Annotated in this window: 15 protein-coding genes and 1 tRNA gene; 7 read left to right on the top strand and 9 right to left on the bottom strand. The window is 66.6% G+C overall.

Features of this window, described 5'->3' with window-relative positions; translation table 11 throughout:
• Window positions 1-9: 9 nt before the first annotated feature.
• Window positions 10-777 carry a molybdate ABC transporter substrate-binding protein gene (gene modA, locus M9980_RS08200; RefSeq protein WP_250749021.1) on the bottom strand — a complete coding sequence of 256 codons (768 nt, stop codon included), beginning with the start codon at window positions 775-777 and terminating at the stop codon, window positions 10-12.
• Between the two features lie 131 nt (window positions 778-908).
• Here modA and M9980_RS08205 point away from each other — a divergent pair, with 131 nt between their 5' ends.
• On the top strand, window positions 909-1880 hold the full coding sequence (locus M9980_RS08205; protein WP_250749024.1) for a hypothetical protein: 972 nt from the start codon (window positions 909-911) through the stop codon (window positions 1878-1880).
• An 81-nt stretch (window positions 1881-1961) separates the two neighbouring features.
• On the opposite strand, the gene M9980_RS08210 is transcribed toward M9980_RS08205, so the two are convergent.
• The gene (locus M9980_RS08210) at window positions 1962-4637 is read right to left on the bottom strand and encodes an HD domain-containing protein (RefSeq protein WP_250749027.1); all 2676 of its coding nucleotides are present in this window, start codon (window positions 4635-4637) and stop codon (window positions 1962-1964) included.
• Between the two features lie 345 nt (window positions 4638-4982).
• Window positions 4983-6776: a translation elongation factor 4 gene (lepA, locus tag M9980_RS08215; RefSeq protein ID WP_250749044.1), complete on the bottom strand. Its 1794-nt coding sequence runs from the start codon at window positions 6774-6776 to the stop codon at window positions 4983-4985.
• 106 nt (window positions 6777-6882) lie between these two features.
• On the opposite strand from lepA, the gene M9980_RS08220 reads away from it, so the two are divergent.
• Window positions 6883-7860, top strand: coding sequence for a CsgG/HfaB family protein (locus tag M9980_RS08220; protein WP_250749047.1), 978 nt, complete (start codon window positions 6883-6885; stop codon window positions 7858-7860).
• A gap of 9 nt (window positions 7861-7869) precedes the next feature.
• Here the strand turns inward: M9980_RS08220 and M9980_RS08225 are convergent, their stop codons facing one another.
• Together M9980_RS08225 and pnuC are read right to left on the bottom strand one after the other, a co-directional pair.
• Complete coding sequence (locus tag M9980_RS08225; RefSeq protein WP_250749050.1) at window positions 7870-8382, bottom strand: AAA family ATPase; 513 nt, start codon at window positions 8380-8382, stop codon at window positions 7870-7872.
• Window positions 8379-8954 (bottom strand): nicotinamide riboside transporter PnuC, encoded by a 576-nt coding sequence (gene pnuC, locus M9980_RS08230; RefSeq protein WP_250749052.1) that lies wholly within the window; start codon window positions 8952-8954, stop codon window positions 8379-8381. The genes M9980_RS08225 and pnuC overlap by 4 nt, the downstream gene beginning before the upstream one ends.
• Before the next feature lie 62 nt (window positions 8955-9016).
• Between pnuC and M9980_RS08235 the strand changes: the two genes are divergently transcribed.
• Entirely contained in the window at window positions 9017-10315 is a 1299-nt protein-coding gene (locus M9980_RS08235) for an FAD-dependent oxidoreductase (RefSeq protein WP_250749055.1), read from the top strand.
• A gap of 22 nt (window positions 10316-10337) precedes the next feature.
• On the opposite strand, the gene M9980_RS08240 is transcribed toward M9980_RS08235, so the two are convergent.
• Window positions 10338-10414: transfer RNA gene (locus M9980_RS08240), tRNA-Pro, on the bottom strand.
• 198 nt (window positions 10415-10612) lie between these two features.
• Entirely contained in the window at window positions 10613-11557 is a 945-nt protein-coding gene (locus M9980_RS08245; RefSeq protein ID WP_250749058.1) for a DUF808 domain-containing protein, read from the bottom strand.
• Window positions 11558-11667: 110 nt separating this feature from the next.
• On the opposite strand from M9980_RS08245, the gene M9980_RS08250 reads away from it, so the two are divergent.
• The 4 genes from M9980_RS08250 (at window position 11668) to M9980_RS08265 (ending at window position 14489) form a co-directional block, all read left to right on the top strand.
• On the top strand, window positions 11668-12027 hold the full coding sequence (locus M9980_RS08250) for a poly(R)-hydroxyalkanoic acid synthase subunit PhaE (RefSeq protein ID WP_250749061.1): 360 nt from the start codon (window positions 11668-11670) through the stop codon (window positions 12025-12027).
• Window positions 12024-13109: an alpha/beta fold hydrolase gene (locus M9980_RS08255; RefSeq protein ID WP_250749066.1), complete on the top strand. Its 1086-nt coding sequence runs from the start codon at window positions 12024-12026 to the stop codon at window positions 13107-13109. The genes M9980_RS08250 and M9980_RS08255 overlap by 4 nt, the downstream gene beginning before the upstream one ends.
• A complete protein-coding gene (locus M9980_RS08260) occupies window positions 13106-13636 on the top strand; it encodes a GNAT family N-acetyltransferase (RefSeq protein ID WP_250749068.1) in 531 nt (176 codons plus the stop codon). The genes M9980_RS08255 and M9980_RS08260 overlap by 4 nt, the downstream gene beginning before the upstream one ends.
• Before the next feature lie 61 nt (window positions 13637-13697).
• Window positions 13698-14489, top strand: a complete 792-nt coding sequence (locus M9980_RS08265; protein ID WP_250749070.1) for an esterase/lipase family protein — start codon at window positions 13698-13700, stop codon at window positions 14487-14489.
• A gap of 136 nt (window positions 14490-14625) precedes the next feature.
• Here M9980_RS08265 and M9980_RS08270 read toward each other — a convergent pair whose 3' ends face one another.
• Window positions 14626-14979 carry a phasin family protein gene (locus M9980_RS08270; RefSeq protein WP_250749073.1) on the bottom strand — a complete coding sequence of 118 codons (354 nt, stop codon included), beginning with the start codon at window positions 14977-14979 and terminating at the stop codon, window positions 14626-14628.
• Window positions 14972-16438, bottom strand: coding sequence for a WS/DGAT/MGAT family O-acyltransferase (locus M9980_RS08275; RefSeq protein WP_250749076.1), 1467 nt, complete (start codon window positions 16436-16438; stop codon window positions 14972-14974). The genes M9980_RS08270 and M9980_RS08275 overlap by 8 nt, the downstream gene beginning before the upstream one ends.
• Window positions 16439-16498 lie beyond the last annotated feature (60 nt).

The raw sequence follows: 16498 nt of genomic DNA on the forward strand, positions 1-16498 counted from the left end.
CCGGGTGCCTCACCTTACGACAAACCCATAGCGCGCGAAGATCGCCCGCCCGCGCGGCCCCATCAGGAACGCGCGGAACGGCGCGGCGTCCGCACTCGTCGCGCCCTTCAGGATCGCGATCGGATAGCGGATCGGCGGGTGGCTCGCCGCCGGGAACACCGCGACGACCCGCACCGCGCGCGACGCCCGCGCGTCGGTGGCGTACACCACCCCCAGCGGTGCCGCGCCCCGCTCGACCAGCGCCAGCGCGGCGCGGACGTTCTCGGCCCGCACCACCCGGCCCGACACCGCGCGCCAGTCGCCCAGCCGCTCCAGCGCCGCCTGCCCGTACTTCCCCGCCGGCACCGCCGCCGGATCGGCCATCGCCAGTCGCCCCGTGCCCAGCACCGCCGCGAGGTTGCCGCCCCGCCCCAGCCGCACCGCGACCCGCGACGCCGCCGGCGCCACCAGCACCAGCCGGTTGCCGAGCAGGTTGGCGCGCGTCCCCGCCCGCACCCGTCCGCCGCGCTCCAGCACGTCCATCCATGCCTCGTCCGCCGACACGAACAGGTCCGCCGGCGCCCCCGCCATCGCCTGCCGCGCCAGCGCCGAGGACGCCGCGAACGCCACGCGCGGTCGCGGGTGACCAGCGCGCGCCCACGCCTCCGCCGCCGCGGTCATCGATTCCTGCAGGCTCGCCGCCGCCAGCACCCGCGGCCCCTCAGCGGGCGGTGGCGCGGCACCGATCGCGACCAGCATCGCGGCGAGCATCGACAGTCGGCGGAACATCGCGGTCATCGGGCATCTCCCATGCCCCAGCTATATCGCGCGCGCACGCCGGCGCCACCCCGCGCCCACAGGCGCGCGCGCACGAACCCCCTGTCCTACACGAACCGATATGGTTATATGCGCGCGCCATGCAGAACAGAGTGCCTACGCTGCGGCCGGTCCGCGAGTTCGAGCCCGTCCCCCGGAAATACCGGCATGACGGCTGGACCGTCGAACGCCAGCGCGCCTTCATCGCCGCGCTCGCGGAAACCGGATCGGTGAAGGCCGCCGCCGGTCGTATCAACATGAGTCCGGAGGGCGCCTATTACCTCCGTCGCCAGCCCGGCGCGGAAAGCTTCGCCGCGGCGTGGGAAGTCGCGCTCGACCACGGCGTCCAGAGCCTCGCCGACATCGCCATCGAACGCGCGCGGGAGGGCGTTCCCGTCCCCGTGTTCTGGAAGGGCGAGCAGGTCGGCGAGAAGCGCTGGTACAACGATCGGCTGCTGATGTTCATCCTGCGCCACCACCTGCCCCGCCGCTACGGCGCCCTCGCCGCGCTCCCCACCGGCACCCGCCACCCCGACACGATCGCGCGGGAAGAGGCCGCGGCCGCCCAGACCGAAGCCGCCCAGACGGAAGCAGACCGCGCCGAGGCCGACCAGGCCGAGAGCGACCGCATCAACGAGGTGCTGTTGAAACGCTATGAGGCAAAGGTCCGCGCAGAACGCAGGCTGCGGCTGGAGGGCCGCGTCGTCGCCGCCGACTTCACCCTGCGCCAGCTCACCCACATCGAACTGATCCTCGACGCCGGCGGCCGCACGCTGGCGCTGATCGACCGCGCCACCGGCATGGGCCCGCGCGGCGAGCCCCTCGGCGACGAACCCTACGCCAGCGAAGTCAGCGACCTGCTCGCCACGATCCGCGAGGAAGCATGGGCCAAGGAGGCCGCCCCGCCCCGCCCGCCCGTGCGAAGGCCCCGCATCCAGAACGGCTTCGGCCGCGACGCCTATAACGACAAGGCGCGACTGGCGGTGCAGGTCGCCGCGGCGAAGCGGATTGCCGAGGCGCAGGCCGAGTGGGAAGCGGCGGGGACGGCGGAGGGGTGGAAGGCTTGGTGTGAGGGGCGAGGGTGAGGTGGAGAGGGGTGGGCGGCTGCTGTTGGGCTGGTAGCGGATTGGCAGGGGGTAACTCGGAGCCAGACTAAGAAGACTCAATTAGCGAGGCGATGCGGCCAGCATTTCGCTTGGTTTTGAGAAAGTCAGCTCCAGAACGTTGCAGTGGATCAAACTGCCATGCGTTAGTCGCTGCCGAGGCGAATCCTCCCCGACGTAACGCGCGGCCGCAAAACGTTCGAGGAAACGTCCAGTGATATTCACACTGCGTGAAGCACATAGCCGGTTCATCATCCCTAAAAAGGAATGATGCGCCGGTCGGTCAGTAGTTGGAATCGCGTAGAAAGCATTTTCGCTTGAGTCGGATCCTTCAATAATCGGTACGAGGAATTCCAGTTCATTTGGGAAGTAGTTGTCAATGAAGCCTGATTGCCGCTCGCGCACCGTTCCGATGGACCAAGCTTCCGCCTGACGGGCGTATCGCATGATGGGCGCATAGACCCGCCCGACCCTACACGCCTTATCGAAAGCCTCCTCTAGGCTCAACCACTCACGATCAAAGCTGATTGAGGCAATCGGCGTTGCATCGCCGTCGAAATCGGCAACTCGCCGAGCAATAACACGTTGTTGCGGTCCGACTGGGACCGATTGCGCTGCCAGCAGCGCCTGTTTAGTGGCCCAATCGGCCAACAAGGTACGTGATCTTGGAGGTCCAAAGGATCGACGTGGTCCAGCTGGTTGATAGTCGACCGCTCCCCAAAAGTCGTTGGCGTACTGGTTGAACCCCTCGGTTGCACGGAACATGCCGACAGCGCGAACACCACGCGCGGCCACGCCAGAAACCGCCGCCAGACCGGCTGACGGATCGTCGGGGTCTAAGAACGTCAGTCGCGGTGCTGCTTCGGCTATCTCTGCCTCGATCGCCTCAATTGAGACGTTGATGGCCTTGTTCACGTGCGGGAGCGAGATGCGCCGCAGCCAAGCTGCCCGATCTTCATCAAACCAGTTACGCGAGTGAATTTTTGTATTCTGCCCCGCCACATCCACAAAAATGTCAACATCAAGCATTGGGCAAAGAGCACCGATCATTTCCGTGAATGTCACGGGTGTCTCCGAGCGGCTGAAGGCCGAATCGAAGTGCAGGACTTGCTCCAACATCGTTCGGGCGAGCTTTAACGTGACGCGTGTCGATACTGTCGCGCTCGCGGTGACATTACCCGCATCAAGTAGAATCGGCCGGGTCGGAGCCCCCTTAGAAAATTTGAGCGTTCGAGATTGATCTAGACCTTGATCGAAAGGACGCGAAAGCACCGTGATCTCGTCAGCGATCATAAATGTCGAGAAGAAGCCGACGCCAAACTTTCCGGTACGCTTGCGCCCCTTAGACAAAAGTCCGGGCCGCTCAGCTTTGACGAGGCTGGAGGAGATGTAGCTTTCGCCAAAGTCGATGAGCGGCCCAGTAAGTACCGCCTCCGACATGCCGAGCCCATCATCCTCGATCTCAATCCGCACGTGGTCCGCGCCATCATCGCGCAAACGTGCGACGATCCGACCGCTGTAGGGGCTATTCTCCGGTTCCAGCTCCCGCCTATACCGAATTGCGTCGGCAGCGTTCTGAATCAGCTCGCGAACTGGCACCCACATCTGATGGCCGTAGAGCTTTTCGCCGCCGAACAACTCGACGATTCTGTCGACCCGCGAAATTCTGACGTCGGCAAGCACTGGGCGCCAGCCGCTGACCTGAACCAGCGCGGCGAGGCGATCTGGCGTCTCGGCGCCGCGGACCCGGTTTACTTGTAGCGGTGGTAAGCCGACATCGCGCAGGAGAGCGTCCGTCGCTTGAAGTTCACGATTCGCGACGCTAAGCGCATCATAGGCTATCCACCAAGCACTCGCGTCTTCCTCGAGGAACGGCCGAGTGGACGTGAAAACCAGTGCCTCGGGCTGCGCAGGATCGACATATGGATGGGCAAGCCGGTTCTGCGCACGCCAATGCTGCTCGGACAAGCCACGTAATTGCAGAAGCCCAAAAAGGAAATCGGGTGCGCGATCCTGATCAAGCTGGGTCGCGTCGGCACAGCGCAGCAGGCCGGCCAGCAAGATGGGCCGGATCGTCCAGTCAGCGGGCATACCTGCAAGTGAGCCGCGCGTGCCCCCAAGGCGATTAGCCAGCGTGCCCGTATCCCAATGGTGACTGGCAGCAATCTCACCGATTAGAGCGCCAAGATGGGTCCGTAGCTGATCGTCGTCCAGAAGATAGTGGCGTCGACCGACCGTCTCAACCTCGAAGTCGGCAAGGTCGAGTGCGCGCTCCGCATGGATGGCACGCAACGTGTCTAGGAGCAGAGCTCGTCTCGTTTCAACGTCTGGCTCGGAGAGCGCGCCTTCATCTTGTCGCTCGGCCCATTGTGCCAAGGCGTCGCGCCATTCTGACGTCGCCTCGACCGCGGCCAGACGACCTGGGAAAGCAGCAAGCGAATTAGCGGCGTCGTGTAGAAGGATGGCGCCACCAAAGACAAAAACTTCGAGCGGAGTCAGTTTGAATTCATTGCCCGCGACTTGATCCGCGCGAGCCCACAAAGCCTCAAAATGCCGATCGTCATGCAGTGTTAGTTGCGGCAGGTCCCGCTGAATCTCTCGCGATAATTCGACCGCGTTGTTCCAGAACTGGCGATAGCTAGCACGCAATTGCTCGCGCCTGTCGGGGGCCGTGCCCTCTCCAATGTTGCGATGCCAGAGCCCGAGCTCCTCAAATTGCCCCAAAACCGAACTCTCCATTGGTGTCCGCTTGCAAGCTTAGATGCATGGTCGGAATTCACCAAGACGGCATATCTTCTCTTGACTGCAGCGAGACGTTGGGAACGGAAGAACGCGTCCAAAAAGTCCGGTCTTCAGACCGAAGCGTTACACCACGATCTTCGGCAGTCGTGTGAACGGGTAAAAGCGCACCACTTTCGTAACCTCACTGACGCAAGCTGATCGACCATAAGTGGCGTGCAAAGCCCAAATCCGCACCCGCCGCGGCAAAGCCGCGTCGTCGGTCGGCGCTCGTAGCGCCGCCGGCCGGGCGCGACGCTGGTCTTCGTCCAACTCGGCGATTGCTGCGCAATCCCCTCGTTGGCCTCAGGCGTCGTCGCCCATCCTCAGCGCAGCAATGAACGCCTCCTGCGGGATGCTCACCGAGCCATATTCCCGCATCTTCGCCTTGCCCTTCTTCTGCTTGTCCAGCAGTTTGCGCTTGCGCGTGGCGTCGCCGCCGTAGCATTTGGCGGTCACGTCCTTGCGCATGGCGCTGATCGTCTCGCGCGCGATCACCTTGCCGCCGATCGCGGCCTGGATCGGGATCTTGAACATGTGGCGCGGGATCAGTTCCTTCAGCCGCTCGACCATGCCGCGCCCGCGCACTTCGGCGGTGCCGCGGTGGACGATCATGCTCAGCGCATCGACCGGCTCCTCGTTGACCAGGATGCCCATCTTGACCAGGTCGCCCTCACGGTACCCGATCTGCTCGTAATCGAAGCTCGCATAGCCCTTCGACAGCGATTTCAGCCGGTCGTAGAAATCGAACACCACTTCGTTGAGCGGCAGTTCGTAGGTCGCCTGCGCGCGCCCGCCGACATAAGTCAGGTTCTTCTGGATGCCGCGGCGGTCCTGGCACAGCTTCAGGATGCTGCCGAGATATTCGTCGGGCACGTAGATGACGGCCTGGATCCACGGCTCGGCAATGCTCTCGATCCGGTTGGGCTCGGGCATGTCGGCGGGGTTGTGCAGGTCGATGTGCCCGGCGCCGTGGGTCAGCTCGATCTGGTACACCACCGACGGCGCGGTGGTGATGAGGTCGAGGTCGTACTCGCGCATCAGCCGCTCCTGGATGATCTCCAGGTGGAGCAGCCCCAGGAACCCGCAGCGGAAGCCGAAGCCGAGGGCAGCCGACGTTTCCATCTCGAAGCTGAACGACGCGTCGTTCAGGCGCAGCTTGCTGATGCTCTCGCGCAGCTTCTCGAAATCGGCGGCGTCGACCGGGAACAGGCCGCAGAAGACGACCGGCTGGACTTCCTTGAACCCCGGCAGCGGCTCGGGCGTCGGGCGCTTGGCGTCGGTCAGCGTGTCGCCGACGCGGGCCTGCGCGACTTCCTTGATCTGCGCGGTGATGAAGCCGATCTCTCCGGGGCCCAGGTCGGGCAGCTGCTCGATCTTGGGGCGGAACGCGCCGACGCGGTCGATCAGGTGGGTGGTGCCGGCGGCCATGAACTTGATCTGCTGGCCCTTGCGGATCATGCCGTCGATCACGCGCACCAGGATGACGACGCCCAGGTACGGGTCGTACCAGCTGTCGACCAGCATGGCTTTGAGCGGCGCGTCCTTGTCGCCCTTGGGCGCCGGGATACGCTCGACCACCGCGTCCAGTATTTCCTCGATGCCGATCCCCGACTTCGCGCTCGACAGCACCGCGTTTGACGCGTCGATGCCGATGATCTCCTCGATCTCGTGGCGCACCTTCTCAGGCTCGGCGCTCGGCAGGTCGATCTTGTTGATGACGGGGATGATCTCGTGGTCGTGCTCGATCGACTGGTACACGTTGGCGAGCGTCTGCGCCTCGACGCCCTGCGCGGCGTCGACGACGAGGAGCGCACCCTCGCACGCGGCCAGGCTGCGCGAGACCTCATAGGCGAAGTCGACGTGGCCCGGCGTGTCCATCAGGTTCAGGATATGGCCCTTCCACTCCAGGCGTACCGTCTGCGCCTTGATGGTGATCCCGCGCTCCTTCTCGATCTCCATGTTATCAAGGACTTGCGCCGACATCTCCCGCGCCGCCAGCCCCCCGGTGGTCTGGATCAGCCGGTCGGCGAGCGTCGACTTGCCATGATCGATGTGAGCGATGATCGAAAAATTGCGGATCTTGTCGAGCGGAGTCATGGCAAGCGCCCTAGCAGCGCCGCGCCGATCCGCACAACCGCCGCCGATTGGCTTCGTCTGGCAACAGGGATATGCTGGACCCGTAACGACTCGACGGGGGCTCCATATGACGCGCAACGCACGCCTGTTCGGCTCCCTCGCGCTCACGGCCCTGCTGGTGCCCGCGCCCGTGCTGGCACAGGCCCGCCCGTCCAAGACCCAGCGCACGCAAGAGCAGATGGCGACCGACGTGCCGCGCTGCACGCGCAAGCTGGGCACGGTGTCGGTGATGGACGGCGACGATCCGTCGGGGTGGACGCAGTTCCAGCTGACCGGGCCACAGAAGCTCATCAAGGTGCTGGTCCAGCGGTCGGGGTGTTTCAACCTGGTCGATCGCGGATCCGGCCTGTCGGCGGCGCAGCGCGAGCGCGACATTGGCGGCAATTTGGGGCTGCAACGCCGGTCGAACGTCGGCCAGGGCCAGATCAAGGCCGCCGATTACGTGCTGATCGCGGAGGTGCAGGCATCGAACCGCAGTTCGGGCGGCAGCGCGGTTGGCGGGGCGCTCGGCGGGCTGCTGGGCGGGCGTGCGGTCGGCGGGCTGCTGGGCGGCGTAAGCAGCCGCAAGATGGAGGCGAACACGGTGCTGTCGCTGACGAACGTCCGCACGACCGAGACGATTTCCACGGTCGACGGCTATGCCGCGAAGAACAGCGTCAGCTTCGGCGGCGGCGGGGGCGGCTTCTTCGGCGGGGGCGCCGCGGCGGCGGTCGGTGGCGGTTACGACAACACCGACATCGGGCGGATCGTGACCCTCGCCTTCATCCAGGCCTATTCGAAGATGGTCAACGAACTCGGCCTGGTCCAGCCCGGTGCGGTCGGCACGGCGGAGGCGGCGCCGGCAAAGACCTTTACCGCTCAAGGGGCGGTGGCGATGCGATCCACCGCCGCCGCGTCGGGGCGGATCATCCGCACGATACCCGCCGGCTCGATCGTCTATCCGACCGGCAACAAGAACGGCCTGTGGTGGGAAGTCGCCGACGAGAACGACAACGTCGGCTGGGTACTGAACACGAAACTGGCGCCGTCGCAGCAGCCATATTGACGCGGGCGCTCAGGCGGCGTCCTCGACCGCGGTGAGCGCACTGCGGAAGCGTGCCTCGCCCTGCCCCGACACCAGCGCCCAGCGCACGCCGCGCCGCTCCAGCTCGGCGCGGGACAGGTCGAAGAAGCGCCGACGCTCCACCGCCTGGCCGAACATTCGCGTCCCGTCCTCGATCCACGGCAGGTCGATGTCGAACAGCAGGTACAGGTCGGCGGTGCCTGTCCACGCATCGAACCACGGGTCGCGGTGGCCGAACAGCATGTCGGCCCACACCGCGGTCATCAGCGGGTCGGTGTCGAGGATCACCGGATCGACCCCGCGCTGGATGGCGGCGCGGGTGCGTTCGTCGTGCCCCTTCGCGATCGCGACGAGGTCATCCATCGTGAACTCGATCCCGTTGGCCTCGGCATAGGTGCGGCCATATTCGTCGATCACCGCCCCGCCCAGCCGCGCGGCGAGCCGCGGTGCGATCGTCGACTTGCCGGTGCTCTCGGGTCCGTGGAGGCAGATGGTTCGGGTCATGCGGGAACGGCTCCGGACAGGCGATACGCGCGCCGCCAGTCGACGAGGCCCCAGACGGCGAGCGCGAGATAGACGAGGTAGAGGCCGGCGACGACCGTCAGCCCCTGCGCGAGAAACAGCGGCACCGACGCGACATCGACCGCGATCCACAACAGCCAGTTCTCCAGCTTGCGCCGCGCCATAAGCAGCTGCGCGGCGACGCTGGCGACGGCGATCGCGGCATCGCCCAGCGGCTGCGCCGCGTCGGTCAGCCGGTCCATCGCGAGGCCCCAGCCAAGCGTCGCCACGACCGCGGCGGCGAGCCACAAAGCGATCTCGATCGCGCTCATCCGCTCGACCGCAACCTCGCCGCCGTCCGCCTTGGCGCGGCGCCAGTTGAGGAAACCGTAGGCGTTGATCGCGACGAAGAAGAGCTGGAGCAGCGCCTGGCTGTACAGCCGCGCATCGAACACGACGAACGCAAGAACCCCGGTCGAGGCGATGCCGAAAGCGTAGTTCCACAAATTGCGCCGGACGGCGAGCGCGACGCAGATCAGGCCCAGTGCCGCGGCCACCCATTCGAGCGATGTCATGTCCCCCTCCTAGCCGCCCCGCCGGCAAGCCGCTAGCATCCGCGCCAAAAGCGGAGAGCAGCATGCGGCATATCGCGGTGATCGGGTCCGGCCCGGCCGGCTATTACACTGCGGAGGCCGCACAAAAGGCGTTCGGGGACACCGTGCGGGTCGATATCGTCGACCGGCTGCCGGTGCCGTTCGGGCTGATCCGCACCGGCGTCGCGCCCGATCACCAGTCGATCAAGGCGGTATCGCGCCGGTACGAGGCGACGGCGCTCGGCGACAATGTGCGCTTCGTCGGCAATGTCGCGGTGGGGCGCGACGTGTCGATCCCGGAGCTTCTGGAGCTGTACGACGCGGTCGTGCTGGCGACCGGGGCGCCCGCCGACCGACCGCTCGGCATTCCGGGCGACGACCTGCCCGGCGTGATCGGATCGGCGGCGTTCGTCGGCTGGTACAATGGCCATCCGGATCACGCGGCGCTCGCCCCCGCGCTCAATGGCGGCGGCGTAGTGATCGTCGGTAACGGCAATGTCGCGCTGGACGTCGCGCGCATCCTGGCGAAGGCGGAGGACGAGTTTTCGGGCTCCGACATCGTCGGCCATGCGCTCGACCGCCTGCGCGCGAGCCACGCGGGCGACATCACGCTGCTCGGCCGGCGCGGACCGCACCAGATCGCTATGACGCCGAAGGAACTGGGCGAGCTTGGCCACCTGTCTCGCGCCATGCCGGTCGTCGACCCCTCCGACCTGCCGCCGCGTGAGGATGACGACGCGCTGGAGCCAGGCCAGCGCAAGTCGGTCGCGCACCTCCGGGACTTCGCTGCCCGCTCCGACTACAAGCCGATAAGCATCGTGTTCGACTTCTTCGCCAAGCCGGTTGCGATCGAGGGCGACGGGCGGGTCGAGCGGGTGGTGGTCGAGGGCACCGCGCTGCAACCCGACGGCAGCGCGCGCGGGACCGGCGAGACCTATGCGATCCCGGCGTCGATGGTGGTCAGCTGCATCGGCTATCGTACCCCCAAAATCGAAGGCGTGCCCTATGACGAGGCGCTCGGGCGGTTCGCCAACGACGACGGTCGAATATCGGGCGGGCTCTACGCGGTCGGCTGGGCGCGGCGCGGGCCCACGGGGACAATAGGCACCAACCGCCCCGACGGATTCGCGATCGTCGAGAAGATCGCCGCGGACATGCCAAGCGATTCGGGCAAGGCGGGCCGCGCCGGCCTCGACGCGCTGCTGACGTCACGCGGCGTGGACATCGTCACCTTCCGCGACTGGCAGCGGATCGACGCCGCCGAAGTCGCACAGGCCCGCGTCGGCGCCCCGCGCGAGAAATTCGTCGGCATCGATGCTATGCTGGATGCGCGCGGCGGCTGAAATTTCGGGGACATCGCTGCAATGGTCGGGGCGAGAGGATTCGAACCTCCGACCCCTGGACCCCGAGACCAGTGCGCTACCAGACTGCGCCACGCCCCGACACATTGCAGGGTGCGGCGCCTAGCGGGCGGGCGCGCAGGGTTCAAGGGGAAAGTGGTGGTGGACTTATTTCCATCCTCCCCGGCACGGGCAGGTGGCAGCGCAAAGCGCTGACGGAGGGGGCCATCCGATAGCGCAGCGTTTGCTGCCCGCCCCCTCCACCGCTTCGCGGTCCCCCTCCCCGTGCCGGGGAGGATTTTAGTGCGCTGCCCCGCCCCGCATCCTTGTGTATGCTTGATACCCCACGACAATCACCGCACCGACGATCCCGCCGACGATGGCCGCGCCGATCGCGCCGACCAGCCAGTGGACCGCGCCATGCGCGACCAGCGTCGCCGCACCGGCGACCTCCGCGGCGTGTTCGATGGCGTGCGGGATGGCGCCCAGCCCGAAGACATCCAGCCCGTGCGCGATGATGCCGCCGCCGACCCAGATCATTGCCGCGGTGCCGATGATCGACAGCGCCTTCAGCAATTTCGGCATCGCCGCGACCAGCCCGCGGCCGACCGCCTGGCTCGCCCCCGAGGCCGACTTCGCCAGCCGCAGACCGACATCGTCCATCTTCACGATCAGCGCGACCACGCCGTACACGCCGATGGTGATGGCGATGCCGACGATGGCGAGCACCACGCCTTGCGTCAGCAGCGGCTCGCCCTCCAGGTCCGACAGAGCGATCGCCATGATCTCGCCCGACAGGATGAAGTCGGTGCGGACCGCGCCCGACACCTGGCGATCCTCGAGTGCCTTCGGGTCGGTGATCTCGACAACGGCCTCGGCATGGTCACCGCCGCCCAGTGCGTGCCAGACCTTCTCCACGCCCTCGAAACACAGGTATGCGCCGCCGACCATCAGGATCGGGGTGATCGCCCACGGCGCGAACGCGCTGAGCACGAGGGCGGCGGGCAGCAGGAAGATCAGCTTGTTCTTCAGCGACCCCAGCGCGATCTTGCCGATGATCGGCAGTTCGCGGTCGGGGCTGAGGCCGTGGACATATTGCGGGGTGACTGCGGTATCGTCGATCACCACGCCCGCCGACTTGGTCCCCGCCCGCACTGCGGCCGCCGACACATCGTCGAGCGACGCGCCCGCCAGCTTCGCGAGCGCCGCGATATCGTCGAGCAGGGCTACCAATCCACCGGGCATCGCAATTCCTGTCTGGTCTGTCCGACCCCGCTAACGCACGAAATGCCGCGGCGCACCAGATTTGGTTGCGCTTGACGGACGCGGCGAACCCGGCAACGATCGCGCACATAATGACGGTCGATCCCGCATCCTTCTTTCGGGACATGCTCGGCCAGTGGGAGAGCATGGCCAACCAGTACGGCGCGCAGGCGATGAAGTCGCCCGAGGCGGCGCGCGCGATGGGCGCCGCGACGAGCGCCGGCGCTCAACTGCAACAAGCTTCGAAGGACGCGATGGGCCGCGCGCTCGCCGCCGCCAACATGCCGAGCCGCGAGGAAGTGACGGGCCTGAGCGAACGCATGGCCGGTGTCGAGGACCGGCTGCGGCGGATCGAAACGCTGCTGGAGCGGATCGCCGGCGCCCCCGCCGAAACCGCAGCGCCGCGCCCGAAGCCCGCCCGCTCCAAGAAGCCGCTCAAGGCGAAAGGTTGAGCGGCACCGGCGCACAGCAGTCGACCGCCGACCCGATCGCCGCGGCCCGGGTCGAATTCGACCGCGCGCTCCAGCGCAACATCAAGGGGCTTGGCTATTTCGCCTCCCCCGCCCCGGTGCTCGGCGCGTCGGCGAAGGACGTGCTGATCGATCGTGGCACGATGCGGCTCTACCATTATCATCCGCGCGTCGATGAAGTGTACCGCGTGCCGATCCTGCTGGTCATGGCGACGACCAACCGCGGCTATATCTTCGACATGGTGCCGGGGCAGAGTTTCGTCGAATTCCTGCTCGACGCCGGATATGACGTGTTCATGCTCGACTGGACCGCGCCTCGCGCGGACGAGGGCAAGCTGACGCTCGCCGACTATGTGCTCGGCTTCCTGCCCGAGGCGATCACCCGCGTGCTGGACGAAACCGGCGAGCCCGACCTGACGGTCGTCGGCTATTGCTTCGGCGGCGTGCTGTCGGTGCTGTGGGCGGCACTGCATCCGGACGGCCCGGCGCAGAATCTGGTGTGCTTCACCACGCCGGTGGATTTCGCGGCGATGGAGATGTTCCAGGCGTGGGCCGACCCGCGGTTTTTCGACGTCGACCGGCTGGTCGACACCTTCGGCCAGTGCCCGGCGGACATGCTGTACCAGGCGTTCGACCTGCTGCGCCCCGGCGCGCGCATCGCGGGCAATATCCGGCTGTTCGACAATCTTTGGAACGACGAATTCGTCAAAAGCTATCGCATGTTCGATCGCTGGGCCGCCGACATGCTGCCGCTGGCCGGCGAATATTTCCGTGAGACGACCAAGAAACTGATGTGGGAGAACCGGTTGATGGCGGGGACGATGGATGTCGCGGGGCGCGCGGTCGATCTGGGGGCGATCACCCTCCCCTTCCTCCACGTCGTCGCCGAGCACGATCATATCGTCCCGAGCGCCGCATCGGCCCCGCTGATCGAGCGCGTCGGCTCGACCGACAAGGAGCAGGTGGTGCTGAAGGGCGGGCACGTCAGCCTGGTCGCGGGGGCGAACGCGCAGAAGCGGCTTTGGCCGAAACTCGATCAGTGGCTGCAGGAGCGGTCGCTTTGATCCGCGCGTTCGCGAGCGACGACCGGACGGCGATGCTGGCGTTCGCGCAAGGGCTGCCCGAGCATGACCTCATGTTCCTCGGCCGCGATTTGCGCCATCCGCGCGTCGTCGATGCCTGGGCCGCGGCGATTTCGGACGGGGATATCGACAGCCTGCTGCATGAGGATGAGGGCCGCATCACCGGCTCCGCCGCGCTGGTCCGCGATCCGCTCGGTTGGTCGGGGCATGTCGGTGAGGTCCGTGTGCTCGTCGCGACCGCGGCGCGGGGCCAGGGCGTCGGGCGCGCGCTGCTGGCAGCGATCATTCGCACGGCGCAGAACCACGGGCTGAAGAAGCTCACCGCGCGGATGACGCCGGATCAATCGGCGGCGATCGAGCTGTTCGAAAGCCAGGGTTTTCGCGGTGAGGCGCTGTTGAAGGACCACGCGATCGACCGGCAGGGACGGCTGCACGATATCGCGATCCTCAGCCTCGATCTGGAGCGCGAGGCCGTGCGCCAGACGGCATTCGGGATGCAGGACGCGTAACCGCGGACATTTACGCGACTGCGGGGCGTTACACCGCAGCGCAACATAGAGGACGCAAAGAATGGCGACGATCGACGGCAATGCGGTGCCCCCGCCCTCAAAATTCCTGGCACTGACCGAATTGCCACGCGCGCTCTTCGAACTGGGCAGCTTGGCGTGGACGGCGCCGTGGCTGATGGCCGGGCCGCGCGGCGACGGACACCCGGTGCTGGTGCTGCCAGGGTTCGTCACCACCGACATCTCGACCGGCATCCTGCGCCGCTTCCTGACCGCAAAGGGCTATGAGGCGCATAGCTGGAACCTCGGGCGCAACCTGGGGCCAAAAGCGATCGGGCGCGAGGGCGAGAAGCTAATCGCGCGGCTGGAGGAAGTTCATGCCCTGACCGGCCAGAAAGTCAGCCTCGTGGGCTGGAGCTTGGGCGGCGTGATGGCGCGCCTGCTCGCCAACTGGCGGCCCGATCTGGTGCGTCAGGTCATCACGCTGGGATCGCCCTTCGCGGGCAGCCCCAAGGCATCGAACGTCTGGCGCGCCTATGAGGCGCTGACCGGCGACCGCATCGACGGCGACCACACCCGGAAACTACGCGAACAGAGCGCCTCCGCCCCGCCCGTCCCGACGACGGCGATCTACTCTAAGGGCGACGGCGTTGTTGCATGGCAAAACTGCCGCGAAGGCGAATGCGCCAACACCGACAATATCGAAGTGTATGGCAGCCACATCGGGCTGGGCGTCAACCCCGCCGTGCTGAACGCAATCGTTGACCGATTGGCGCAGCCGGAGGGGGCATTCGCGCGGTTCGAACGGCGCGGACTCGGGCGGATCGTGTATCCGTCGAGCGGCCACGCGCATTGATCTAATCCTCCCCGGCACGGGGAGGTGGCATCGCGCAGCGATGACGGAGGGGGCGAGCCGACGGCGCAGCGCCCGCGGCAGTCCCCCTCCACCGCCTCCGGCGGTTCCCCTCCCCGTGCCGGGGAGGAGTTTCGGCCTAGCCCTTGTCCCCGCGGAACGGAGCGGCGCTTTCCCGACCGAACTGCATGATGAGCTCGCCGATCTCGCGCGCCTGCGCCATGCTGCGGCTGCCCTGTTCGCGCAGGTAATCGCTCTGGATCTTCATCACTTCAGACAGATCCTTGGCGCCCGCCGCGGCCCGCATCGCGGCAAAGGCTTCGCGGGCGTTCTGCTCGGCCTGGTCGATCACCTTCAGCCCGACCTGCGAGCTGCCTTCGGCGACCTTTTCGCCCGACGCCTTCATCGCCTCGCCGGCGCGCTTCATCGGGTCGATCACCTTCTCGTTCACGGTATCCTTGACCTTCTCGGTCGTCGATTTCGGGTCAGCCATTCTTGCCTCCTGCCTTCTTGCTGGGTTTTGCCGGCGCGGGTTTCGGCGCCGCTGCTGCCTTCAACGCCTCGAACGCCGATTTCAGCGCATCGGCATAGTCTTGAGGGTCCGGCATCATGTCGCGGTCGCTGGTGAAGCTGATCGCGATCGTGTCGACGTAGCTGTACACCGTGTTGATAAGGCCCATCGAATCGAAGATCGGCCCCGTCCCGTACATCGCCACCATCTGCGCGCCCGCGAAGTACAACGGCACGCGGCTGCCGGGCACGTTGGTGACGACGCAGTTGAACACCGGCGCGTGGGCGTTGGCCGCGCCGGCACGCGTGTAGAGCCGCGCCGACAGGCCGGCGAGGCCCGAAGGGATCAGTTGGCTGTAGTCGCTCAAGGTCTTGGCGCCGACCGCATTCGTCATCGCCTTCGAATTGCTCGCCTCGCCGTGAACATAGCGCAGCCGTTCGAGCGGATCGGCGATATGCGTGCCGAGCGCCACGACCATCGCGGAGACGAGGTTGCCGAGCGCCGCCTTCTCCCCCTCCCCGCGCACGCTGATCGGCGCCATCGCGGTCAGGCTGGCGTCGGGCAGCTCGCCCCTCGCCTCCAGATAGCCGCGCAGGCCGCCGCCCACGACCGCGAGGATCACGTCGTTCACGGTCGCGCCGGGCACTGCCTTCCTGATCTCGGCGATGTCGGCGAGCTTCATGGGCACGGCATCGAACACGCGGTGGGCACCGACCTTGCCGTTGAAACGGGTCTTCGGCGCGGGCTTCACGCCGGCGAGGCTCACGTCACCCTTGCCGACGCCCTTCGTCAGCCGCGCGAGGCCGGGGATGGTGTTGGCCAGCACCTCGGCATGTTTGAAGGGGGCGCGCAGATTGTTGAAATAGGTGCGGATCAGCATGTCGCCGATGCCGGGCAGGCTGTCGGGCGACCAGTCGTCGTCGGGGATGCGGTTGGGCTTGTCGGGCGACAGGTCGTGGACCGCGGCGGAGAGTTCGACCCCCGACATGCCGTCGATGGCGGCGTGATGAACCTTGGCGACCAGCGCGAAGCAGCCCTTTGGCAGCCCCGCGATATTGTCGAGCCCCTCGACGATGGTGAATTCCCACAAGGGCTTGTTCAGGTCGAGCGGACGGGCGTGGAGCCGCGCGACCTGGATGCACAATTGCCGCCAGTCGCCCGGCGCGGGCAGCGCGATGTGGCGGATGTGGAACTCGATGTCGAAATCGGGATCCTCGATCCAGTACGGATGGTCGAGGTCGAGCGGCACCCGCACCAGCCGCTGGCGGAAGCTGCGCGCCCCGCCCAGCCGCGACGCGACGAAGGCGAGGATATCCTTGAAACGCACCCTGCCCCCCGGCGCGGTCGAGGGATCGTAGATGCCGACCGACCCGATGTGCATCGGCGTGTGCGGGGTTTCCAGATAGACGAACGACGCATCCTGCCCGGATAGTTGGTGCATATGTCTCCCTCTCCCCGTTGGGGAGAGGGCCGGGGAGAGGGGGACGTCTCACCGAGACCG

Source organism: Sphingomonas donggukensis (assembly GCF_023674425.1).
Classification (GTDB): Bacteria; Pseudomonadota; Alphaproteobacteria; order Sphingomonadales; family Sphingomonadaceae; genus Sphingomonas; species Sphingomonas donggukensis.